Below are 22,330 nucleotides of genomic sequence, written 5' to 3' on the forward strand. Positions count from 1 at the left end.
CCTGCCAGCTCCTGCTGGGACCGGCCGGGTCCTGTCACCGCACACGTGGCAGGACCCGGCCAAGGCCCCGGTCCGACCCCCCTACAGCAAGCGAGTTGCGATGGCCAACGACGACAAGACCCCGATTCTGGAGATGCGGGGCATTACGAAGACTTTCCCGGGCGTCAAAGCGCTCTCGGACGTCACGCTGAGCGTGACTCGCGGGGAGGTCCACGCGATTTGTGGCGAGAACGGTGCCGGCAAGTCGACGCTCATGAAGGTGCTCAGCGGGGTCTACCCGTACGGCACCTATGACGGCGACATCGTCTTCGAGGGCGAGGTCGGCCGGTTCCGGACGACGCGCGACTCCGAGGACCTCGGCATCGTCATCATCCACCAGGAGCTGGCGCTCAGCCCGTACCTCTCGATCGCCGAGAACATCTTCCTCGGCAACGAGCGGGCCAAGGGTGGCGTCATCAACTGGGCGCAGACCAACAGGCAGGCGTCCGAGCTGCTCGCCCGCGTCGGGCTCGACGAAGCCCCCGACACCAAGATCATGGACATCGGTGTCGGCAAGCAGCAGCTCGTGGAGATCGCCAAAGCGCTCTCCAAGAAGGTGAAGCTGCTCATCCTCGACGAGCCCACCGCGGCGCTCAACGACGAGGACAGCGCGCACCTGCTGACCCTGCTCCGGCAACTGCGGGATCAGGGCATCACGTCGATCATCATCTCGCACAAGCTGAACGAGATCGCGGCGATCGCCGACAGCACGACGATCATTCGCGACGGTCAGAGCATCGAGACCCTCGACATGCACGGGGCGGAGCCGGTCACCGAGGACCGCATCATCCGCGGCATGGTCGGCCGGGACCTCGCCCACCGCTACCCCGACCACACGCCGAAGATCGGCGAAGAGGTCCTGCGGATCGAGGACTGGACCGTGCACCACCCGAACGACCCGAACCGGGTCGTCGTCGACAACGCGCGCCTCGACGTGCGGGCCGGCGAGATCGTCGGCATCGCCGGCCTGATGGGTGCCGGCCGCACCGAACTCGCGATGAGCGTCTTCGGCCGCAGCTACGGCACGAACATCTCCGGCAAGGTCTACCTGCACGGCAAAGAGGTCACGCTGAAGACGGTCGACGCGGCGATCCAGCACGGCATCGCGTACGCGACCGAGGACCGCAAGCACTACGGCCTCAACCTGATCGAGGACATCAAGCGCAACACCTCCGCCGCCAACCTCAAGCGGATCTCCAAGCTGGGCGTCGTCAACGCCTCGCAGGAGGTCACCTGGGCGGAGCGGTTCCGCAAGGACATGAAGACCAAGGCGAACAGTGTGGACGTCGTGGTCGGCAAACTGTCCGGCGGCAACCAGCAGAAGGTCGTCCTCAGCAAGTGGCTCTTCGCCGAGCCCGAGGTCCTCATCCTCGACGAGCCGACCCGTGGCATCGATGTCGGCGCCAAATACGAGATCTACGAGATCATCAACAAGCTTGCCGACTCCGGCAAAGCCGTCATTGTGATCTCCTCCGAGCTGCCTGAGCTGCTCGGCATCTGTGACCGGATCTACGCGATGAGCCAGGGTCGAGTCACCGGACAGATTCCCCGCGCGGAAGCCACCCAAGAGGGGCTGATGCGTTTCATGACCCAGGAGAAGAGCGGAGCAACGCGGTGAGCGCTTCCACCACTCTGGCGCAGCCGACGGCACAGCCGGGCCCCAGCAAGAAGAACGACGGCGGCTCGCTGAAGAGCTACCTCCAGCAGAACCTGCGCCAGTACGGCATGATCGCGGCGCTGGTCGTCATCGTCGCGCTCTTCCAGATCCTGACCGACGGCAAGCTGCTGCTGCCGAACAACGTCGCGTCGCTGATCCAGCAGAACGCGTACGTCTTCGTCCTCACCATCGGCATGGTGATGATCATCGTGGCCGGCCACATCGACCTGTCGGTCGGTTCGGTGGTCGCCTTCATCGGCGGTGTGGCCGCCCTGCTGATCACCGACTGGGACCTTCCGTGGCTGCTCGCGGTCGTCCTCGCGGTCGCGATGGGTGGCGTCGTCGGCGCCTGGCAGGGCTTCTGGGTCGCGTACGTCGGCATTCCGGCCTTCATCGTCACCCTCGGCGGCATGCTGATCTTCCGCGGTCTGGCGATCGTCATGGTCGGCACCACGGTCGCCGGCCTGCCCAGCGGCTTCAACGACATCAGCAACGGTTCGCTGCCGGCCGCTCTCGGCTACCTCGGCAACCTCGACGGCCTCACCGTCCTGATCGGTGTCCTCGCGATCGCCGGTCTCGCCGTCAGCCAGATCCGGACCCGCCACGAACTGGTCAAGAACGACTTGCGTACGGAGCCGTTCGTCGCGTTCATCGGCAAGCTGGTGGTCTCGGCCCTCGTCGTCGGCTACATCACCTACCTGCTCGCCAGCAGCGCCGGTGGCACGCCGATCGTGCTGGTCATCGTCGGTGTGCTGGTCCTGCTCTACACGTTCATCATGAACAACACGGTCTTCGGCCGGCACATCTACGCGATGGGCGGCAACCTGCCCGCCGCGATGCTCAGCGGTGTGAAGACCAAGCGCGTCAACTTCATGCTCTTCGTGAACATGGGCCTGCTCGCCGGTGTCGCCGCCGTCATCACCACCTCCCGCGCCGGCTCCGCCGTCGCCGCCGCCGGCACCAACTTCGAGCTGGACGCCATCGCCGCAGCCTTCATCGGCGGCACCGCCGTCAACGGCGGCGTAGGCAAGATCACCGGCGCCATCATCGGCGCCCTGATCATGGGCGTCCTCAACATGGGCCTCTCGATCATGAGCGTCGACCCCGCGTGGCAGCAGGCCATCAAGGGCCTCGTCCTGATCGCCGCCGTAGCGTTCGACATCCTGAACAAGCGCCGCGCCAAGTAACACCCAGCCCCACCCTCAGAACAGCGCCGCCGGCCCAGCCGGTCGGCGCTGTTCCGTTTCCAGGCCAGCCCAGACCAGCCCAGCTCAGCCGCCTTCGCCCGCCCGGCTTTCGCGCGCCGCCGTTCCGGTTGGGCCAGGTTCGGCGTGCTCTCGTTCCGGTTCGGTCCGGCTTGGGCGCGTTCCCGCTCCGGTCCGGCTTTGGCGTTCGCCCTCCGTGTCGCGTGGTGCCCTCGGTGCCGCGCTATGTCGTGCCGCGCTATGTCGTGCCGCGCTATGTCGTGCCGCGCCGCGCGGTGCTCACCGTGCCGTGCTCTGTCGTCTTGCGCCGCGCGGTGCTCACCGTGCCGTGCTCTGTCGTCTTGCGCCGCGCGGTGCTCACCGTGCCGTGCTCTGTCGTCTTGCGCCGCGCGGTGCTCACCGTGCCGCGCCCTGTCGTGCTGCGCCGCGCTATGCCCTTCCGCTCCGGGGTGGCGCGGATGTCAGTTGGCCGTCAGTTGAAGGCCCATCGCTGGTTGTTGCTGCCGACGCATGAGGCCACGATGACCTGCTTGCCGGGGCGGCCGCCGAAGAACGGATCGGTGAGGCACCGGCCGTTCGCCTGGTTGAGGAGCTGGCCGCGCTCGTTGAGCGCCCACTGCGCGGTCGTCCGGGTGTCGCAGCGGGTCAGCTCGACGCCGCCGTCGCCGACCAGGTAGGCGCACATGTCGAGCACCTCCAACGTCCGGTCGGCGTTCAGCTGCCACCGCTGCGGACTTGTGCCGTTGCAATCGTCGACGTGGACCTCGCCGCCGTCTTCGGCATCTCCGCCCTGCAGATCCAGGCAGAGCCCGTTGCCACTGATCAGGGCTCCCTCCGGTGCCACCAGCGGAGACGGCGGCACCAGCGCGTCCGGCGGAGCCGGTGCCACCGTCGCGGTCCGGGTCGCCGGTGCCGTTGCCGGTGCGGTCGTCGTGGTGCCCGCAGGCGCACCGGGCGTCGCCGTCCCGGTGGGAGACGCCGGCACGGCACTGGCCTGGCCGCTCGGGGCGGACTTCGCCGGGTTGTCCCCGTCAGGTCCGGAACCGCCGTCCCGCTCCGTTCCGGCGGGCCCCTCGCCGGCCCCCGGCTGGGCAGTCCCCGGCACGGCCGAACCGGAGACGCTCGCGGACGGCGCCGGACCGGTCACCACGGGCAGCCCTTGGTCAGGGAGGGACGTCGAGACGGCGGGCCGGAGCGCGGGACGCACCACCGTGTACCCGATAAGGGCCAGCAGTGCCGCCAGCCCCACGCCGATCAGCAGCAATGGCCGATGCCGACGGCTGTCACGAGACTTCGCCCTGCTCGGCGTCGCACTGGGGACCGCCGGGATCACCTGTGTCGGTATTTCCCGCGTCGGGTCGGCCGGCCAGGTCGCCTCCGACGGCGAGACCTCCTGCGGGCCGTCGTCCTGAAGAACGAACGGACGAACCAGCAGCGGATCCCTGTTGTCGCCGTCTCCGCTCACTGAACCCACGGACTAAGCCACCCCCACGGTCGAGCACGTCGGTGAACCAACTTACCGGCCTGTCCCGGTCGGCGCGGGATGCCGCTCGATCGATGGCATCCGCACCCGCCCTCCCTGCCGTTCGTGATCCGACATCGACCCTTGACGGTCCCGGGACGCGACTGACGACACCGCCGCGTCGTGAGAGCTGGCATCTCGCAGCGGCTGTTGGTCGTCCGGCGTCTCGAACCCGTCCCGTGCTGCGGGGGCCACCCGCTCGCACCAGGCCCGGAAGCCTGGTGCGAGCGGTCCCTGGGAACCGCTCCGATGCGGTCGGTTCTCGGCTGTCGTTCACCGCCGCGAGGGCTGCCAACGGCGTGCGCCGGTTGGCCGTCAGCGTTTCCAGAACGGCTTGGACTGTTTGGTTGGCGGCGCTGTGGTGTCGGCCACAGTGCCGGCGTCGGCATGGTCATCCGCGGCCGGCTTGTCGATTCCGGGCTCGCCGGTCGCGGCTTTCTCGGTTCCGGTCTTATGGGTTTCGGTCTTGTGGGTTCCGGGGGACAGCTCGCCGAGCACCCGCAATGCGGCCGTCCACTTCTCCTGCAGGGACGCATCCCCGCGTAGCAGCGTGATCAGCTCGCGCAGCCGGTCGAGCTCGGTGCTGGACACCGAAGTGATCAGCACTTCCAGGCGGCTGGCCAGGTCGTCGAGCAGATCGCGCCGGTCCAGCGCGGGCAGACCGCCGGACTCCCGAAGCCGGTCGGCCTCCACGGCGATGAGGTCCCTGATCTCGGAGACGGCGAGCTCGGTGTCCTGGAACGCCATGGGTCCGCCCCGCCGCGCCCGCCCCATGGGAGCCATGAAGCCACGCGGTGCCGATCCTCCCGCGGCCGCAGCGCCCAGCACGCCGCCCGCCTTCGCGCGGACCGGACTGAATCCCGGCCGGCCGGGACCCGGAGGCGGCGGGGAAGGCGCCATCGGCGACGCCGGCGGCATCGCGTCGAACGAGGCGAGCGCGGGCGCGGCGCCGGCGGTGAAGTGATGGGGAACCGGAGTGGAAGCCGGCATCTCCCAGCCCGACGGGAACTCGACAGGCTGGGTCACTCGTTTCGTTGAGCCGCCCTCGTTGACGACGCGCTCGTCCACCGCCACGAACGCGGTGAACCGGCACAGGACCCCGAACCGCAGGGACGTGTGCACGATCTCTTGCTCGAGGGCGTGGTCGCCGGCCGCATACGCGTCCTGCAGATCCCGTAGCCTGGCCCGCGCCCAGAGGGAGGTGACCGCCGGCTCGGCGCGCTGCTGGACCGTGACAGCGGTGCGGAACGGCTGGTCGTCACGCGTGCGTCCGATGATCGTGAGGTCGCCGGCCGGCGTGCCGGTGTAGCGACCGGTGATCACCAGTGGCACCCCTGGGTAGAGGCCGGGCAACCGAGCCGGACTCCGGCTCTCCTCGATCAGGGTGATGCCGTCACCGGTCAGGGTCAGCCCGGTCACGACCGGAGCGCCGATGCGACGGTGGATGTGCTCCATGGCCTCGTCGAGCCGGTCCTCACTTTCCACCAGCTCGGCCCGGCCGGCGCCCAGCGCGGCGAGCCGGCCGAGGAAGCCGGCGTTGACCGCTCGGTCGATGCCGACGGTGTGCACGCGGGTGGACCCGATGAGCGGGCGCACCTCACGCACGATCTGATCCTCGTTGCCCACCTGACCGTCGGTCACCAGGACAAGCACACGGTCGCGGCCGGTGCTGTCGGACAACAGGGCCAGCCCGGCACTCAACGGGGACAGCAATTCGGTGCCGCCGCGGGCGTCGGCGCGGGCCAAGTGCTCGACCGCACGGTAGCGGTTGCGATCCGAGGCCTCGGACAGCCCGTCACCGAGACCGGCCGGCTTCTCGACGTGGTGGTCGAAGGTGAGCACGGCGAAACGGTCGGCGCTGGTCAGTGTGTCGATCACTCGCGCCGCGGCGCGACGGGCGGCCACCATCTTCCAGCCGCCCATGCTGCCGGAACGGTCCAGCAGGAGCACCACGTCCTTCGGCCGGGGCGGTGCCGCAGCCTCGGGTGGGAGCACCACGAGCTGGTAGGTGCCTCCCTTGCTGTCACTGTCACTGTCACTGTCGGGCACGGCGACGGCCGACTCCCCGCCGGCGGCGTAGGCAAGCCGGAGCACGAAATCGCGGTCAGCGCGCTCACCGGGGGCGATCCGCAGCGTCCCCTCGTGATCGGTGACGGTGTGCAGACTGGATCGCACCTCGCCCAGCTCCAAGCCGGCCGGGTCGACCTGGACACCGATCGACAGGCGCAGCGGATTGGGGAAGCCAGGCAGCAGCACCGGAGGGGAGATGCGCGAAGCGTCCGGAACGGCGTCGGTGTCCGGGTGTTGGCCGTCGCCGGCGTAGGGTCCCGGAAGCGGCGTCCCGGGGACGTAACGGGGGGCCACGACCAGCGGGAACCGGAAGGTGGCTGCGCCGTCCTCATACGGCAGGGGGCCGACCATGACCAGCCGGACCGTCACGCGTTCGCCGGGCACGATGTTGCCGACCCGCATGGTGAAGACGTCCGGCCGTTCCTCTTCGGCGATGGATGCCCGCTGGCCCGCTGCCACGGCCTGGTCATACTGCTCCCTGGCCGCACCGCGCTCCTTCAGGTGGGCGGTCACGGTGCGGTCGGCGGCGGTCATCGTCATGCCCGTGACGGCCGCACGATCCGGCAGGGGGAAGACGTACGTGGCCTCGAGTGCCGTGTCGTGCGCGTTGACGAACTCCGCGGTCAGCTCGGTCCGCACCACGAGTCCGCTGATCGAGGCCTGCACGTCGAGGACATCCAGCGGCAGGTTGCCACGGTCGGTGAGCAGTGAGCCGAAGCCGGCGTCGGGTTGATCCCGGAGTCGTTCCAGCTCGGTCGGACCCATCGGATTGACGGAAATGATCATTCGTGTCTCCCATTGGTCAGCCCACTCGACGCGAGCATTGCGAGCAAGGGTCGGGCGGCCGCGGCGAGCTCGTCACGGTCGAGGCCGGCGGGGGGATCGGGCACCAGCAGGATGACGCCGGCGCCGAGGGGAAAGCCGGTGAGCACCGGCTCGTGCTCAGCAGCCTGGTCACCGTGCGCGGTGGCGGGTTCGTAGCTGACGAAGCCGGGCGCCGTCTGCCAGTCGGGTGAGGCCGGTGACGGCTCGGCTGCCGGCGCGTGTTTCCAGAAAGGCGGCCGAGCCGCGTCCTCCGGCGTGGGTGCGCCAGTGGCCAGAAGCTCGCCGGGCACCCGGGAGGCGGCCGCGAGGGTCTCGTCGGAGGCGCCGGCCAGCTCCCCTTGGATCTCGGCGAGCGTGCGGCCGGCCGCCTGGCGCCGTTTGATCGCCACCAGTTGCAGCAGGTGACGTGGCCCGTAGAGGGCATTGCGCCCGCGGGTCCCGAGCGGCCGGTCGACCAGGCCGATAGTCGTATACCACCGGATAGACCTGCGGTCGGGCAGATCACGGACGCGTCCGTTGGGTGCGCCCGGGTACTCGGCGGCGAGAGCCGCATGAGCCCGCTCGACCAACTGCTCCATCGTCCACATGCCAGAAAGTTTGACACTGTCACGGTGACACTGTCAATATCGGAGCCGGACGCGGGGCTACTGCGGTTCGGGGAGTACGGGGGTACTGCGATGGGGGCCAAGCCGAGCCGGAGGAGGAATGATGCTGGAGAAGCTGCGGCTGATCAGCCTGTCGCACGTCAACGATCCGGCGCGGATGAGCGTGTTCCCGGGCGACCCGCCGTTCGAACTGGAGACGGTGGCGACGCTGGAGCGGGATGGCTTCTACCTGCGGGCCGTGCGGGCGGGCGAGCACACCGGCACGCACTGGGGCGCGCCCGGCCACTTCGCCGCGGGGGAGCGGCTCGCCGACGAGCTCGACCCGGCGGACCTGTTCCGGCCGGCGGTGCGGATCGATGTCCGGGCGGCGTGTGCTGCCGATCCGGGGCACGCGGTGAGCATTGCGGAGATCGAGCGCTGGGAGGAACAGCACGGCCGGATCCCCGACGAAGCAGTGGTGATCATTTGGACTGGCTGGGAGAACAGGTTCGGGACGGCGGATTTCGACCGCCATCCCGGGTTCGCGCCGGAGACAGTGCGATGGCTGATCGCCACCGGCCGGCTGGGGCAGCGCGGTGGCACCGGGACCGACGCGTTCAGCCCCGACGTCAGCACCGACACCGAGTTCACCGTCTCGAAGCTGGTCTACCGGCGCCGGCGGATCAGTCTGGAGATCCTCGCCAATCTCGGCGAGCTGCCCGCCACCGGGGCGTTCGTGCTGTGTGGCGGGCAGATCAACCGGGCCGGCTCCGGTTCCACCGCCCTGATCTACGGCGTGCTGCCACCCGGCTGAGCGGTCTCCTCGGCGGGAAAGGTCTGCCCGTTGACAGTCAGGGTGTAAGGGGCGTACTGCCGGACCGTCCCGGTCGGTTCGTCGTAGGCGACGATCGCCGCGACCTTCGGGTAATCACGCAGCTTGGCGAAGTCCTCCAGCGCGACCACCTTGGCCCGTGCCCGGCCGAGCCCGACCAGAGTGACGTGCCAGTTGTGCACGGCCAGCGGGCGGACCTGCGTGAACGAACGCCAGCCGTCGAGCGAGGCGCTGTCGATCGTGACCGCGCCGACCGAGATGTCGCCAACGTGCCAGCCACCCCGGTTGACGGCACTGTCGCTGACGTAACGGAAACCGAGGAGAACGCGTTTCCCGGCATAAGCGGACAGGTCGTAACTGCGCCTGACGTCCGTGGCGATGCCGGTGAGCGCCGGGCCCAGCGGTCCGGTCACGGTCTCGTCGCCGGCGACCGTCCGGTAGGTGCGACCCCCGTCGGCGGAGACGGTGACATAGCCGTGATCGAAGCCCGGCTCCAGGCGGTACGTGGTGGTGAAGCGCAGGACGGCGTCGCGGGCCGGCACCTCGACCGGCCGCACCGCTGCCGCGTCGGCGTCGGCGTCGTTGCCGGAGAAGAGAGCGCCGGCGTCGAGCTTCCATGCGAGCGGGCTCGGCGGCAGCGTCGCGGCGCCCTGGAAGGTGACCGACCGCAGCCTGTTGGGCAGGCGGACGTAATCCGCGCCGTTGGGCGGAGCTCCCGGGGTGCCGTGCGAGGCGGGACTGCTCAGGTTGACCGTCGATCGCAGGCTGGCCGCCGAGACCCGGTCCCGGTCCACTCCCTTGAGGACGCTGTCCGGTTCGTCGGTGGACTTGTCCACCAGAGTCATCGTCTGGAAGTCGTGCAGCACGTCGTAAAGGTTCGTTCCGGCCGGCAGCGCGGCGGCAAGCGCGTCCAGGCCGCGGTTCTCGGTGTCGTGGTGCAGCGCGGAGAGGATCTTCATACCGAAGCGGTCGTGCAGGTAGAGCATCAGCTGGTACGTGATGCCGTAATCGGCGAGAACCCCGTCCGCGGTGTTGCCCTCGTCCCACAGGTTCAACGAGTTCGCCGGTCCGTTGCAGTCACGCGGGTTCGGGTTGTAGAGCGTCTTCACTCCACCGAAACCCTGGTAACAGGTGAGGTGATTGTCGAAGCCGAGGTGGTGAACGCCCCGGCGGGACGCGACATAACCGGTCAGGCTCTGTGCGTAATCGCTGAGTCCTTCCTCCAGCCAGCTCTCCTCTTCCGGATCGGTGTAGTAAGTGAGCAGGTGCTGCCACTCGTGGGCGAATGTGGACTCGTACATCCACGGCCGAGCGGGGCGGCTGGTGCAGAGGTCGTCGGTCGGCTCGTTGCGGGGGTTCGCGCCCATCCGGTGGGCCCAGTCGAAGGCGTCGATGGTCAGCACGTTGCGATCGAAAAGCTCGTTGAGCTGTGCGGAGAAGAAGCCGGAGATGTATGTGGGGCGTTCCGGGAAGTTGAAGTAGTTGTCGTCGCGGACGTTGTCCACCAGGGTCACGGTGCGGTGACCGGCGCCGGTGAAGTCTCCGTTGGTGCCCGCGTTGACCCCGGTGCGCTCCGGCGGGGTGCTGAATGCGGCTGTCTCCCGGGGGTAGATCTTCTCGTCGAACTCGCGGACGAGGTCGGCAACCTGCGCGTCGGTCACCGTGGTGGCCTCACCGCGGCAGTCGCCCGCGGGGAAGGCGAGGTCCTTGGCCACCCATACCTCGATGTACTCGCCGACGGCTCGCAGCTCGTAGTCCTTGGGGTAGACGTCGCTCTCGATCTCGTTGAGCCCAGCCCAGGTGCGTACGGTCCCCACCGGCGGGCTGTCGGCGGCGGCGCGGCGTCCCGTCGGCCCGGGGCGGTAGGTGGCCGGTGGGAGCGGCTTCCCGTTCAGGGTGAGCCGGGTCGGTGTGAGCTCCCGGGTGTCCTCGGCGACGGCGGTCCCGGACGCGGCCGGCGTGGCCTCGGGTGCGGAGGGACCAGGAGACGGTGGTGCGGCGGACAACGCAGCAGTCCCCGGTGTGGAGGGGGGCAACGACGGTTGCGGTACGGCGGACACGGGGGCGGCGAAGAGCGGGATGGTAACGGCAATAGTCGCGAAGCTCGCAAAAAGGGTACGCGTCACGTCTCGCGACGCTACCCGCGATCGCGAGATCGTGACGCCAACACCCACCGTTGTGGATCAGGAAACCTCCCGTCGGAGCACTCTCACCACCCCGAGCACCAGGGGAAGCACCACCCAGAGGGCCACCGAGGCCGCCAGCCTGGCCCACTCGCCACCGGTCATGTCGGGCGCGGTCATGGCCTGCGAGGTGACGTTGAGGTCCAGCCACTCCGCAGCGGTGCGCAACCCACTGATGCTCTCCGCGAGGATCGTCCAGACCGTCGGCAGCGCGAAGTAGATGACGATCGCGAGCGGGGTGCTCAGCAGCAGGGCGCCGAAGGCGATGCCCATCAACACGAAGATGATCTGCATGAGCAGGCCCTGCCAGAGGAGGCTGCTGTCGAGGCTCCACGAGCCGTCGGCGCCGAGCAGCCCGGCGATGGCGTTGCTCGCCGCGGCCAGCAGCGCGGTCGCCACCGTGGCGGCGATCGCGATCAAGGTGCCCGCGGCCAGTTTGGCCAGCAGCACCCGGCCGCGTGCGGGAGCGAGCGTGAAGGTGGACAGCGCGGTCCGCTGCGACCACTCGCTGGTGATCGAGAGGATGCCGAGCACCGGCAGGAGCACCGCGGACGGCGCCAACCCGAAGGTGAAGAAGGCCTCGTACGTCTGTTCCGCGTCCTCCGCCCAGCCCAGCAGGATCCCCGACGTGGCGGCAGTGGCCAGCCCTATGATGATCAACAGCCAGAGGCCGGCTCGGGTGTCCGCCAGTTTCCGCAGCTCGACCAGGGTCAGCCGGGACAGGGGCAGGGTCTGTGCCGAAGTCTGCGGCGGGTTGCTGACGGCGGTCATCGGGTGACTCCTTCGAGGCCGGAGTTGGCGGTGAGTCGCAGGAACATCTCTTCGAGGCCACCTGACCCGGCGGGGCGCAGCTCGAGCAGCACCACACCGGCGGCGGTCGCCTCCTGGGCCAGCGTCTGCGCGTCCGTGGGGACGAGCAGGGAGCCGTCCGCGGACCGTGACGCGGTCACCCCCATCCGGTCGAGCAGCGACTCGAGGGCGGCCGGGTCGCTGGCGCGTACCACCGTGCCCGCGGCACTGAGCAGCTCGTCCTTGTCGCCCTGCGCCAGGATCTTGCCCTTGCCGATCACGACCAGCCGATCGGCGACCGCCTCCACCTCGCGCAGCAGGTGCGACGACAGCAGCACGGTGCCACCGCGATCGGCGAACTCGCGGAGCAGGCCACGCATCCAGAAGATGCCCTCGGGGTCGAGGCCGTTCGCCGGCTCGTCGAGGATCAGCACCGCCGGGTCGCCGAGCATGGCGTACGCGAGACCGAGTCGCTGGCGCATGCCCAGCGAGTACGCCTTGACCCGGCGGCGGGCGGCGGTCGCGTCCAGCCCCACCCGGGCCATCCGTTCCGGGACCCGGGCGGTGTCCAGCCCCATGGTGATCGCGGCCAGGGCCAGCGTCTCCCTGCCGGTGCGACCGGCGTGCTGCGCGGAGGCGTCCAGCAGCACGCCCACGCGCCGGCCCGGGTTGCCGAGTTCCCGGTACGGCATGCCGCAGACGGTGGCCCGCCCGGAGGTGGGTGGGGTGAGGCCGCAGATCATTCGCAGCGTGGTGGACTTGCCGGCGCCGTTCGGCCCGAGGAAACCGGTCACCGTGCCCGGCTCGCAGGTGAACGACACGTCGTCGACGGCGCGTTGCGCCCCGTACGTCTTGGTCAGGTTCTCGACCGTAATCATGGAGACAGCGTGCTGGCCGAGGCGTGCCAGCCGCGTCGGCCGACGGTCGATGCCCGCGAACCTTCGTCGATATCTCACCTACAACTTTGGTCGGTATCGGGGTTCGCCACGGGTCCGTAAAGTCGATTCCGTGGGGGCGTCGCTGACCGAGTACCGCTGGCTGTGGCCGTCCGCGCTGGTCGCGGATCCGTCCGGACCCGTGCCGGTCCGCCGTTCCACCCGGGACTGGCTGGTGGACACGCTCTGTTTCGTCCTCGGCTTCGGGTTCACGTTGTTCGTCACGGCCGACATGCTCCAGGCCGATCCGAGCATCATGCAGGGCTGGGCGGGTACGCCACCCTGGCTGATCGGGCTCGACGGGGTGCTCAGCGGCATCGCCGGAATCGGCCTGTGGTGGCGCCGCCGGTTCCTGGCCCCCCTGGCGCTCTACCTGCTGGCCCTGAGCTTCTTCTCCCTCGCCAGTGGGGTGACGCTGCTGATCGTCGTGTTCACCATCGCCGTCCACCAGCGGTTCAGCGTCCTGGCCGCGTACATCGCTGCGGTGACCGGTGCCAACGCCGTCTTCTCCGCCTTCCGGGCGGAGACGGGCGACGGCTACTGGGAGACGTTCGGCTGGGGGAACGTGATGGTGGTGATCGTGGCGCTCTGGGGGATGCTGATCCGGTCCCGGCGCCAATTGATCGTGAGCTGGCGGGAGCGCGCCGAGCGGGCCGAAACCGAGCAGCAGCTCCGTGTGGCCCAGGCCCGGGCGCTGGAGCGCACCCGGATAGCCCGCGAGATGCACGACGTCCTCGCCCACCGCATTTCGCTGCTCAGCCTGCATGCCGGGGCGCTGGAGTTCCGTCCGGACGCGCCGGCCGCGGAGATCGCCGGTGCGGCGGCGGTGGTGCGATCCAACGCCCATCAGGCGCTGCAGGACCTGCGGGCGGTGATCGGGGTGCTGCGCACCACCGATTCCAGCGAGGGCGACGCGCCGGAACGGCCGCAGCCCACGTTGAGCGCGCTGCCGGCGCTCGCGGACGAGTCCCGGTCGGCGGGCATCAAGGTGCGGATGAACGTGACCGCCGAACCCGACGCGGTGCCGATCGCGACCGGCCGGGCCGCGTACCGGATCATTCAGGAGGGCCTGACGAACGCGCGCAAGCATGCTCCCGGGGTTGCGGTGTCCGTGGCCGTCCGCGGGTCGGGGGCCGAGGGACTGACCATCGAGATCCGCAATCTGATTCCGGTGACCGTGCCGGAGGCGTCTATCCCGGGCACCGGGCTGGGCCTGATCGGTCTCACCGAGCGGGCCGCACTCGCGGGTGGCCGCCTCGCCCACGGACGGCACGGCAACGAGTTCGTCCTCTCCGCGTGGCTGCCGTGGGCGTCATGAGCCCGGTGCGGGTCCTCATCGTCGACGACGATCCGCTGGTGCGCGCCGGGCTGTCGATGATCTTGTCGGGCGACGACGAGGTACGGGTCGTGGGGCAGGCCGGCGACGGCTCGGAGGTGCCCGCGGCGGTGGCGGAGCACCGGCCGGACGTGGTGCTCATGGACATCCGCATGCCCGGTGTGGACGGGCTGACCGCGACCGAACTGCTGCGCCAGCGGCCCGAGGCGCCCGAGGTCCTGGTGCTCACCACGTTCGACGCGGACGAGTTCGTGTTGCGGGCGTTGCGGGTCGGTGCCAGCGGCTTCCTGCTCAAGGACACGCCACCCGGTCAGATCAAGGCCGCGGTGCTACGGGTGGCGCACGGCGAGGCCGCCCTCTCGCCGAGTGTGACCCGGCAACTGATCGCCCACGTGGCGGCCGGCTCGCGGCCCGAACCGGGGCGGGCGACGGAACTGCTCGGGCGGCTCAGCGCCCGGGAGACGGAGGTGGCGCTGCTGATCGCGCGGGGTAGATCGAACGCGGAGATCTCCACCGAGCTCTACATGTCGGTGGCGACGGTGAAGGCGCATGTGTCACGGGTGCTCACGAAACTGGACCTGAACAACCGGGTGCAGGTGGCGCTGCTCGTGCACGATGCCGGACTGGCCGGACCGGGCCGTCACTCGAAGAGCGAGTGATCCCGGTTGCCCTCGGCCCGCTTGCGGGCCCGGCGGCGCATCTGCACGACCACGATGTCGACCGCGGCGGCGACCGCCCAGGCGGCCAGCAGCCAGCCGGGCACGGTCCACCCCGCCCGGAACAGCAGGATCGACAGCACCGTGCAGACGACCAGGCCGAACGCGGCGAGGACGAGGCGCAGATTGAGCGGGCTGTACGGCTCCTCGACCGTTCCGCGGCGTCCTTGCGGCTGAGGTCCGATCGGCATGCGGGCAGGCTACCCGGAGGTGTGAGTGCCGAAACCCGACCCGTCATGATCGAGAACTTTCTATATCGCCGATCCGTTGTGGACGTAATGATGGGAGGCGGTCATACCGTTGATAGGAGGCCCCATGCCACAGCCGGTCGCCGAGCGCCGCCTCGGTACGTGGCCGATCTTCGTCATCGCGGTCTCCGCCATGACACCGCTGACCGTCGTCGCGGGGGCCCTGCCCCTCGGGTACGGGCAGGTGGAGGAGAAAGGCATCCCGGTCGCGTACATGCTGGTCGCGGCGGTGCTCGGCGTCTTCGCGGTGGGGCTTGCCGCGATGGCACGGCACGTTCCGAACAGGGGCGCCTTCTACGCGTACGCCGCAGCGGGTCTGTCCCGTCCCGCCGGCGTCGGCACCGCCTTCGTCGCGCTGCTCGCCTACAACGCCATGCAGATCGGCCTGTACGGCGCCTTCGGCGTGGCCGCGCACAATGCGATGGCGATCTTGGGTGTGGAGATCTCCTGGGTGGTGTGGGCGCTGGTCGGCTGGGCGCTGATCGCCCTCCTGGGTCGCCTCAACATCGATTTGAACGCTCGTATCCTGACCGTCCTGGTCTGCGCCGAAGTGCTGATCGTGCTGATCCTCGACGCCGCCATGGTCACCCATCCGGCGGGCGGCACGATCTCTTTCGAGACACTCAACCCCGGCTTGATCGCCAGCGCGGGCGGGGTGGCGTTGCTGGTCGCCGCGGTGGCCGGCATGGTCGGCTTCGAGGCCCCCCTGGTGTACGCCGCCGAGGCTCGCGACCCCCGCCGCACCGTGTCCCGGGCGATCGCGCTGACCCTGCTCGTGGCGGCCGTGCTTTACGGCGGCACCGCGTGGGTGATGTCGGTCGTCGCCGGCCCCGACCAGATCGTCGCGATCGCCGGCGACCACCTCGACGACCTGTTCTTCTTCCTGCCCGAACCGTACCTGCCGGCAGTCGTCATCGACCTGGCCCGCGTCTTCTTCGCGACCAGCCTGTTCGCCGCGATGCTGGCCTTCCACCACACCGTCGCCCGGTACGCGCTGACCGTCGCCCGTGAGGGCGTCCTGCCGTCGTCGCTGGCCCGCACCCGCGACGACGTTCCGGTGACCGCGTCCGTCGCCCAGTCCGGCCTGGCCCTCGGCGTGCTGCTGGTGTTCGCCCTGGCCGGCTGGAACCCGACCACCGACCTGTTCTTCTTCGGCACCGTTTCCGGCGGCCTCGGCGTCCTGATCCTCATGGTGATCGCGTCGATCGCTGTCGTCCGGTACTTCCGGCGCGGTGACCACGGCGAAACGCGCTGGCGCCGCGCTGTCGCACCGTGGATCGCCACTGTCTTCCTGGTGATCATCCTGCTGCTCACGGTCGCGTCGTTCGGCATCCTGCTGGATTCGGACAACCTGGCGAAAGTCTGGTCACCGCCGCTGGCGTTCCTCCTGCTCTACCTGGCGGGCGTGCGCTGGGGGAGAAAGTTGCGGCGGGAGCACCCGGAGGTGTACGCGGTGATCGGTACCGGACAACCTCCGGAAGAGGTGCCGTCGCGGCCCGATGCCGCAGCCGGTGCGCCAGACCCAGCAGCCGGTGGGGCCGGCGCGGATGCCGGTGGGGCCGGAGGAGCAGCCGGTGCGACTGGCGCGGACGCCGGTGGGCCCGGATCGGATGCCGGTGTGTCTCCTCGTGAGGGGAGAGCGGTGGGTGAGGGTGAGAGATCGGGCGCGGGGAGCGTGGCAGCCAGACCGGCGGAGAAGACCAGTCCGCCGGCCGATGAGCCGATTCCCGGAACCGGCCGCGACGCAGGGTGGGATGTCGGCCGCGACACTGACCGCGAAGCCGGCCACGACACTGACCGCGAAGCCGGCCACGACACTGACCGCGAAGCCGGCCACGACGCCGCGCCCGCATCCGGTTCGGCGCGCGCCGCTGCCGACGGTGTCATCGGGGCCGTCGGCGCGGCAAGCGATCAGTCGCCGCCGGCTGCTCGCAGGCGTGCGTCGGCGCCTCAGCGTCCGGTGCCGCCGGTCGAGGCTCCGGTGCCGCCGGTCGATGCCGGCGACACCTCCCGGGTGATCGCGGAGGCCGGCGAGGCGTCCACGGAGAACGGCACTTCGGGTACGCCGGCGCGGAGCGCACCGCAGCGCAGGGTGCCGCGAGCACGGCGATCGCCGGACCCGGTGGAGGGCGGTGGCCGGTCCGCGTCCGGCAATGCGGGGGGTGGTGACCGGTCCGCGTCCGGCAGTGCGGGGGGTGGTGGCCGGTCCGCGTCCGGCAGTGCGGGGGGTGGTGTGTCCGGGGATCGGCAGGAAGAGGGCGGCGCGTCGGCGGCCGAGCCCGCGCCTGCCGGTGAGGCCGGACAGACCGGGGCGAAGCCGGCTGATCCGGCCGGCCCCGCGACGCCGGGACAGGGGCGCACGCGGATGCCACGGCAGCGATCCCCGCGCGGCCGGCGCCCGGAGAACCCGAACCCGGCGGACGTCGACCGCCCGGATGACTCAGGGGAGCAGGGTCGACCGCCCGGATGACTCAGGGGAGCAGGGTCGACCGACCGGATGACTGAGGGGAGCAGGTTGGACGCGGAGCACCGCAGAGGTGTCCGATCTCAGCGCGGCCGATGTCGCAGGCACCGCCCGCAGTTGATGTGGAAGGTGCTGTCCGCGGCCGACGTGGCAGGTGCTGCCCAGGGAGCCGACATGGCCGCCGCCCGCGGTTGCTGTGGCGGACCCGCCCGCGGTCGATCCGGAAGGCACTCCTGTGATCGCGAGGCCGGTCGATGTCGTTCGCTCGGCGCTGTGGCCGACCTGATGGGTCCGGCCGGACGCGACGCCGTGTGGGGATTTTGGCCGGCGGTGTGACCGAACGGCATGTCCAGCCAGTCCTTCAGGCAGAAAGGGAGCCGACGACACCAGGAGCTGGCCGTGCCGGACCACTTGAAGGATTTGTTCGACCGAGTGCTCGACGATGAGCCGGTGCCCCCGGACGGAGATCTTGCGGGGCAGGCGATGGCTCAGGGCCGGGGTATCCGCCGGCGCCGTGGCCTGATCGTCGGCGGGTCTGTGGCGTCGGCCATCGTCGCGGTCGTCGTGGCGCTCAACCTCACGCCGGCGCCTGCCGGGCCCCCGCCGCAGGTGTCGGCCGCCGCGGCGCGGCTGGCGCAGGCGGAGCCGCAGTGCACCTGGCCGGTGCCCGACGACGCGACCGATGTCTCGATTTTTCTGCGGCAGGACGTCACCGAGCGGCAACGCACCGGGCTGCGGGACGCTCTGGACGGCGATCCGCTGGTCCGGAACCTGGTCTTCGAGACCCGGCAGGAGGCGTACGAGAAATTCAAGGTGTTGTGGCGCGACAGCCCTGACTTGGTTGCCGCCGTGGATGCGTCGCAGTTGCCCGAGTCGTTCCGGCTGGAGCTGACCACGCCGGCGCAGTACCCGGCGTTTGCCGCGAGATTCGCCGGCCGCGCCGGGGTCGAGGACCTGATCGGCGGGATGTGCCCGTGAACGAACGCGTGGCGAACGTGGTGTCGTCCGATACGGGCTGGGGTTTCACCCGGCGGCACGAACGGGCCGCCCGGGACGAGGAGTTCACCGCGTTCGTGGCGGCCGCGACGCCCCGGTTGCGGCGTACCGCGTATCTGATGTGCCGGGATTGGCACCTCGCTCAGGATCTCACCCAGCTGACCCTGGCCCGGATGTACGCGTCCTGGGGCCGGATCGGACGCAACGCCAACCTGGCGGCCTACAGCCGGCGGGTGCTGATGAACGCCGTCTTCGACCAGCGCAAACGGCGCAGCGGTGCCGAAGTGGTGCTCGCCGACCTGCCGGACCGTCCCGGCGACCCGGCAGGACCCACCGCGGAACTGCACGTCACGCTGATGCGCGCGCTGTCCACGCTGCCGGTACGGGACCAGGCCATCGTGGTGCTGCGGCACTGGGAGGACCACAGCGTCGACACTGTTGCCGAGATTCTGGGGGTCTCGGCCTCGGTGGTGAAGATGCGGAGCATGCGAGCGCTGGGCCGGTTGCGGGAACTGCTGGGCGAGGACTTCGTCCTGCAGTGACCGATGGATGCTGGGGCGCGGCCGGCCGGAGGTGGCGGCACAGCGCGGGAGCATGAGCGTGCTGCCGGGGGTCGTAGGGCCTCCCGCTGTCCCGCCATGCGAAAGCCGTATGTTTTCGCGTCGGCGGCGATCACCGCTCGTGCCCGGCATTCACCGCGCGGCCCACCAGGCTCCGTGGTGTGTGCCGGCGGATTCGCTGGCCGGCCTGACCTGCCGAACCCCGTGGGTCAGGCCGCCGGCGAATCAACCGGCCGGGGATCAGGGGCGGGACGGCCACAGCGGCTCGGCAGCGTACGCCTCGGCGTCTCGCATGGCTCTGAGCATGTTTCCCGCGGCAAGCTTCGACAGGTCGGGCTCGGACCAGCCGCGGGCCCGGAGCTCGTCGAACAGGCGGGGATAGCCGGAGACGTCCGACAGCCCTGCGGGGACGTCCGTCGTGCCGTCGAAGTCGCCACCCAGGCCGACGTGGTCGACGCCCGCCACCGCCCGCGCGTGATCGACATGGTCCGCCACCTGCGCGATCGTGGCGACGGGCTGGGGATGGGCGGCGAGCCAGGCGCGGAACGCGGGTTCGGCGGTGAGGTCGGGCAGGGGCGTCACCGGTACGGCTGCGGGATCCTCGCCGGGCCGCGGCGCGCGGGGCCATGCGTCGGTCATCGGAGGCAGGCCGCGCCGTCGCCACTCGGTTTCGGCCGCGGCGGCCCAGTCGCGGGCGGCGGCCGAGACGAAGAGGGACACGAAGGTCAGCTGGATCACGCCGCCGTTGCCGGGGAGCCGGGTGAGCACGTCGTCGGGGACGTTGCGGGGGTGGTCGGTGACCGCCCGGGCGCCGGAGTGCGAGAAGATCACCGGCGCGGCGGCCTCGTCCAGGGCGGCGTGCATGGTCACCGGCGCGACGTGCGACAGGTCCACGAGGACGCCGATGCGCTGCATCTCCCGTACGATCGCTCGCCCTTCGGCCGACAGGCCGCCCACCGTGGGTTCCTGAGCCGCCGAGTCCGCCCAGGCGGTGTGGTGGTTGTGGGTCAGAGTCACATAACGTACGCCCAGTCGGGCGAGCGACCGCAGCACGCCGGCCGACCCGGCGAGGCAGTGGCCGCCCTCGACGCCGATCAGGGACGCCACCCGGCCGGCCGCCATGATCCGCTCCACGTCGGCGGCGGTGTGGGCCAGCTCCAGGTCGCCCGGGTAAGCGGCGATCATGCGGTGCACCAGGTCGATCTGCTCCAGCGTGGCGGCCAGGGCCACCGGTTCGGGCAGGTCGGACGGGACGTAGACGGACCAGAACTGGCCGCCCACCCCGCCGGCCCGCAGCCGTGGCAGGTCCGTGTGCAGCGGTGGGCGCGGGTGGTCGAGGCCGGCGACGCTCGAACCGTGCCAGCCGCGTAACCGCATCGGCAGGTCGTTGTGGCCGTCAATGATCAGCGTCATCCCCCTTGGCTACCGGCTGGCGGGTGCCGTGCGCAAGCGGCAGATGGGCGAGGACGTGCTTCGGGAACGAAACAGGCGGGCGGAGCGCGAGGAGAGCAGGGGCGAGGGAGCGGAGGGGCAAGGGGGCCGCCGGAAGCCCGGGGGAGGACTGCCGGCGGCGGCCAGAAGGGTCGGCTGGGCGGGGGGTGGGTTGAGGGTTCCGGAGAAAGAAGAGCCGCAACCTTGTCGCACCCGTTCCGGTACTGGACCCGCAACCGGCGACCTGGAATCTCTTTCACATGCCCGGCGGACATGCGCCGGACAAACGGGGGGGATTCAAGAATGCGACGCGCCAAGCTGCCGAGGCACCTCACAGCTCTGACCGCCGTCTTCGCGGGCGCCACCGCCGCGCTGGCACCGGGTGCGGCCGCTCAGGCCGTCGTGATCAAGGTTAGCAAGGGCACCAAGGAGATGGCGGTTCCGGCCGGTGACGACAGCTACACCTCGTCGTCCCGCAAGTCCGCCAACTTCGGCACCGAGGACAAGCTGGTTGCCGGCAAGGTCGGCAGCGACGTCAAGACGTCCTTCCTGAAGTTCACCATCCCGGCCGGCACCGATGTGCAGGCCGCGAAGCTCTTCCTCAGCCCGCTGGGCAAGCCGTCCGGCCGGGTCACCGTCACCCGCATCGTCGACAACTCCTGGAACGAGGGCAAGCTGACCTCGTCGAACGCGCCCAAGCTGGGTCTCGCGATCGCCGGTGTGTCGCCGAAGTCCACCGACACCCGCCTCGCGTTCGACCTGAGCGCCGAGGTGTACGGCCCGGGCACGTACTCGTTCGCTGTCAGCGCCACCGAGACGGTCCGTTTCCAGTCGGCGGAGAACGCCGCGAAGGGCGGCCCGGAGCTGGTCTTCGCCACGACCGCCACGGTATCGGCGCCGGTCGCGACCCCGGGTGCCGGTTCGGCCGCCCCGGCGGTGGGCACCGGCTGCAAGACCGACGCGAAGCTCGTGCCGTCCTGCGGCGTGCTCTGGGGCGGCGCGGCCGGCGGTTTCACCAACACGCCGCGTGACATCGCGCTGAAGGACTGGGAGAAGCTGAGCGGCCGCACCGCGACGCTGTTCCACCAGTACCACAAGGGTGACGAGGTCTTCCCGACCAAGGCTGAGATCGCGATGACGAACGACCCGGCGAACCCGCGCGTGCTGCTGGAGAACTGGAAGGTCGCGTACGGCTCGACCTGGGCGAAGGTTGCCGCGGGACAGCAGGACAAGCGGATCGACGCGTTCGCGAAGCGCGCCAAGGCGTACGGCAAGAAGTTCTTCATCGTGCTGAACCACGAGCCGGAGAACGACGTCGTCGCGAAGGCTGGTTCCGGCTGGGAGGCGAAGGACTTCGCCGCGATGTACCGCCACACCATCCTGCGCCTGCGTGCGCAGGGCGTGACGAACGTCGTCAACGTGATGGCCTACATGGGCAACGAGAAGTGGATGGCGCAGAGCTGGTGGAAGGACCTCTACCCGGGCAACGACGTCGTTGACTGGGTGGGCCTGGACTCCTACGTCTCGGTCGAGAAGGGCTACTACCACTTCGGCGACTTCGGCGACATCCTGGACCGTGAGCCCACCGGCGGTGGCCTCGGGTTCTACGACTGGGCCGTCAAGAAGGCGCCGGGCAAGCCGTTCATGGTCGCCGAGTGGGGCGGTTACCACCGGGTCGGCAAGTACGCCGACAAGGACGCCGTCTACAACGACGTGCTGCCCGAGCTCGCCAAGCGCCCCGCCATCAAGGCGATCGTCCACTTCGACACGAAGAAGGACGACCAGGGTGACCGCGACATCAGCATCAACAGCACCCCGGCGAGCCTGGCCGCGTTCAAGAAGCTGGCCGCCCACCCCGTCTTCAACGTGAAGATCGGCTGACACACCGCATAAGCAGTACGAAGAGCGCCGCCCGGCAGACGCCGGGCGGCGCTTTTG

At 70.1% G+C, this 22,330-nt stretch carries 18 protein-coding genes; 9 read left to right on the forward strand and 9 right to left on the reverse strand.

Translation table 11 applies throughout. The features are described from left to right. The first annotated feature begins 100 nt into the window (after positions 1-100). Both mmsA and mmsB read left to right on the forward strand, forming a co-directional pair. On the forward strand, positions 101-1,657 hold the full coding sequence (gene mmsA / locus LPA41_RS25375) for a multiple monosaccharide ABC transporter ATP-binding protein (RefSeq protein ID WP_229073283.1): 1,557 nt from the start codon (positions 101-103) through the stop codon (positions 1,655-1,657). After that, positions 1,654-2,883: a multiple monosaccharide ABC transporter permease gene (mmsB, locus tag LPA41_RS25380; protein ID WP_229073284.1), complete on the forward strand. Its 1,230-nt coding sequence runs from the start codon at positions 1,654-1,656 to the stop codon at positions 2,881-2,883. The genes mmsA and mmsB overlap by 4 nt, the downstream gene beginning before the upstream one ends. Before the next feature lie 271 nt (positions 2,884-3,154). Here mmsB and LPA41_RS25385 read toward each other — a convergent pair whose 3' ends face one another. From LPA41_RS25385 to LPA41_RS25400, 4 genes are all read right to left on the reverse strand, one after another. Next, positions 3,155-3,301, reverse strand: a complete 147-nt coding sequence (locus tag LPA41_RS25385; RefSeq protein WP_229073285.1) for a hypothetical protein — start codon at positions 3,299-3,301, stop codon at positions 3,155-3,157. A gap of 72 nt (positions 3,302-3,373) precedes the next feature. Beyond that, complete coding sequence (locus LPA41_RS25390) at positions 3,374-4,165, reverse strand: RICIN domain-containing protein (RefSeq protein WP_229073286.1); 792 nt, start codon at positions 4,163-4,165, stop codon at positions 3,374-3,376. A 573-nt stretch (positions 4,166-4,738) separates the two neighbouring features. Then, the gene (locus LPA41_RS25395) at positions 4,739-7,279 is read right to left on the reverse strand and encodes a VIT domain-containing protein (RefSeq protein WP_229073287.1); all 2,541 of its coding nucleotides are present in this window, start codon (positions 7,277-7,279) and stop codon (positions 4,739-4,741) included. Beyond that, complete coding sequence (locus tag LPA41_RS25400; protein WP_229073288.1) at positions 7,276-7,905, reverse strand: MerR family transcriptional regulator; 630 nt, start codon at positions 7,903-7,905, stop codon at positions 7,276-7,278. Before LPA41_RS25400 ends, LPA41_RS25395 begins: the two co-directional genes overlap by 4 nt. Before the next feature lie 121 nt (positions 7,906-8,026). On the opposite strand from LPA41_RS25400, the gene LPA41_RS25405 reads away from it, so the two are divergent. After that, positions 8,027-8,716 carry a cyclase family protein gene (locus LPA41_RS25405; RefSeq protein ID WP_229073289.1) on the forward strand — a complete coding sequence of 230 codons (690 nt, stop codon included), beginning with the start codon at positions 8,027-8,029 and terminating at the stop codon, positions 8,714-8,716. Here LPA41_RS25405 and LPA41_RS25410 read toward each other — a convergent pair. From LPA41_RS25410 to LPA41_RS25420, 3 genes are all read right to left on the reverse strand, one after another. Beyond that, positions 8,692-10,740, reverse strand: a complete 2,049-nt coding sequence (locus LPA41_RS25410) for an immune inhibitor A domain-containing protein (RefSeq protein ID WP_229073290.1) — start codon at positions 10,738-10,740, stop codon at positions 8,692-8,694. The genes LPA41_RS25405 and LPA41_RS25410 overlap by 25 nt on opposite strands. Positions 10,741-10,917: 177 nt before the next feature. Then, a complete protein-coding gene (locus LPA41_RS25415; protein ID WP_229073291.1) occupies positions 10,918-11,688 on the reverse strand; it encodes an ABC transporter permease in 771 nt (256 codons plus the stop codon). Continuing rightward, positions 11,685-12,584: an ABC transporter ATP-binding protein gene (locus LPA41_RS25420; protein WP_229073292.1), complete on the reverse strand. Its 900-nt coding sequence runs from the start codon at positions 12,582-12,584 to the stop codon at positions 11,685-11,687. Before LPA41_RS25420 ends, LPA41_RS25415 begins: the two co-directional genes overlap by 4 nt. A 130-nt stretch (positions 12,585-12,714) precedes the next feature. On the opposite strand from LPA41_RS25420, the gene LPA41_RS25425 reads away from it, so the two are divergent. Continuing rightward, positions 12,715-13,959 (forward strand): histidine kinase, encoded by a 1,245-nt coding sequence (locus LPA41_RS25425; protein WP_229073293.1) that lies wholly within the window; start codon positions 12,715-12,717, stop codon positions 13,957-13,959. After that, positions 13,956-14,636 carry a response regulator transcription factor gene (locus tag LPA41_RS25430; RefSeq protein ID WP_229073294.1) on the forward strand — a complete coding sequence of 227 codons (681 nt, stop codon included), beginning with the start codon at positions 13,956-13,958 and terminating at the stop codon, positions 14,634-14,636. Before LPA41_RS25425 ends, LPA41_RS25430 begins: the two co-directional genes overlap by 4 nt. Here the strand turns inward: LPA41_RS25430 and LPA41_RS25435 are convergent. Beyond that, positions 14,618-14,884 carry a hypothetical protein gene (locus LPA41_RS25435; protein ID WP_229073295.1) on the reverse strand — a complete coding sequence of 89 codons (267 nt, stop codon included), beginning with the start codon at positions 14,882-14,884 and terminating at the stop codon, positions 14,618-14,620. The genes LPA41_RS25430 and LPA41_RS25435 overlap by 19 nt on opposite strands. 124 nt (positions 14,885-15,008) lie before the next feature. Between LPA41_RS25435 and LPA41_RS25440 the strand changes: the two genes are divergently transcribed. The 3 genes from LPA41_RS25440 (at position 15,009) to LPA41_RS25450 (ending at position 18,943) form a co-directional block, all read left to right on the forward strand. Beyond that, entirely contained in the window at positions 15,009-17,411 is a 2,403-nt protein-coding gene (locus LPA41_RS25440) for an amino acid permease (RefSeq protein WP_229073296.1), read from the forward strand. Between the two features lie 393 nt (positions 17,412-17,804). Then, entirely contained in the window at positions 17,805-18,383 is a 579-nt protein-coding gene (locus tag LPA41_RS25445) for a permease-like cell division protein FtsX (RefSeq protein WP_229073297.1), read from the forward strand. Then, positions 18,380-18,943, forward strand: coding sequence for a SigE family RNA polymerase sigma factor (locus tag LPA41_RS25450; protein WP_229073298.1), 564 nt, complete (start codon positions 18,380-18,382; stop codon positions 18,941-18,943). Before LPA41_RS25445 ends, LPA41_RS25450 begins: the two co-directional genes overlap by 4 nt. 258 nt (positions 18,944-19,201) lie before the next feature. Here the strand turns inward: LPA41_RS25450 and LPA41_RS25455 are convergent, their stop codons facing one another. Then, positions 19,202-20,374, reverse strand: coding sequence for a dipeptidase (locus LPA41_RS25455; RefSeq protein ID WP_229073299.1), 1,173 nt, complete (start codon positions 20,372-20,374; stop codon positions 19,202-19,204). Positions 20,375-20,695: 321 nt separating this feature from the next. On the opposite strand from LPA41_RS25455, the gene LPA41_RS25460 reads away from it, so the two are divergent. Further along, complete coding sequence (locus tag LPA41_RS25460; RefSeq protein WP_229073300.1) at positions 20,696-22,273, forward strand: DNRLRE domain-containing protein; 1,578 nt, start codon at positions 20,696-20,698, stop codon at positions 22,271-22,273. Positions 22,274-22,330: the final 57 nt, after the last annotated feature.

Source organism: Actinoplanes sp. DH11 (assembly GCF_020873875.1).
GTDB lineage: Bacteria > Actinomycetota > Actinomycetes > Mycobacteriales > Micromonosporaceae > Actinoplanes.

Coding starts and splice junctions, on each gene's coding strand:
- mmsA (WP_229073283.1), top strand. CDS start 101: ATGGCCAACGACGACAAGACCCCGATTCTGGAGATGCGGGGCATTACG.
- LPA41_RS25395 (WP_229073287.1), bottom strand. CDS start 7,279: ATGATCATTTCCGTCAATCCGATGGGTCCGACCGAGCTGGAACGACTC.
- LPA41_RS25400 (WP_229073288.1), bottom strand. CDS start 7,905: ATGTGGACGATGGAGCAGTTGGTCGAGCGGGCTCATGCGGCTCTCGCC.
- LPA41_RS25405 (WP_229073289.1), top strand. CDS start 8,027: ATGCTGGAGAAGCTGCGGCTGATCAGCCTGTCGCACGTCAACGATCCG.
- LPA41_RS25415 (WP_229073291.1), bottom strand. CDS start 11,688: ATGACCGCCGTCAGCAACCCGCCGCAGACTTCGGCACAGACCCTGCCC.
- LPA41_RS25420 (WP_229073292.1), bottom strand. CDS start 12,584: ATGATTACGGTCGAGAACCTGACCAAGACGTACGGGGCGCAACGCGCC.
- LPA41_RS25430 (WP_229073294.1), top strand. CDS start 13,956: ATGAGCCCGGTGCGGGTCCTCATCGTCGACGACGATCCGCTGGTGCGC.
- LPA41_RS25435 (WP_229073295.1), bottom strand. CDS start 14,884: ATGCCGATCGGACCTCAGCCGCAAGGACGCCGCGGAACGGTCGAGGAG.
- LPA41_RS25440 (WP_229073296.1), top strand. CDS start 15,009: ATGCCACAGCCGGTCGCCGAGCGCCGCCTCGGTACGTGGCCGATCTTC.
- LPA41_RS25455 (WP_229073299.1), bottom strand. CDS start 20,374: ATGACGCTGATCATTGACGGCCACAACGACCTGCCGATGCGGTTACGC.
- LPA41_RS25460 (WP_229073300.1), top strand. CDS start 20,696: ATGCGACGCGCCAAGCTGCCGAGGCACCTCACAGCTCTGACCGCCGTC.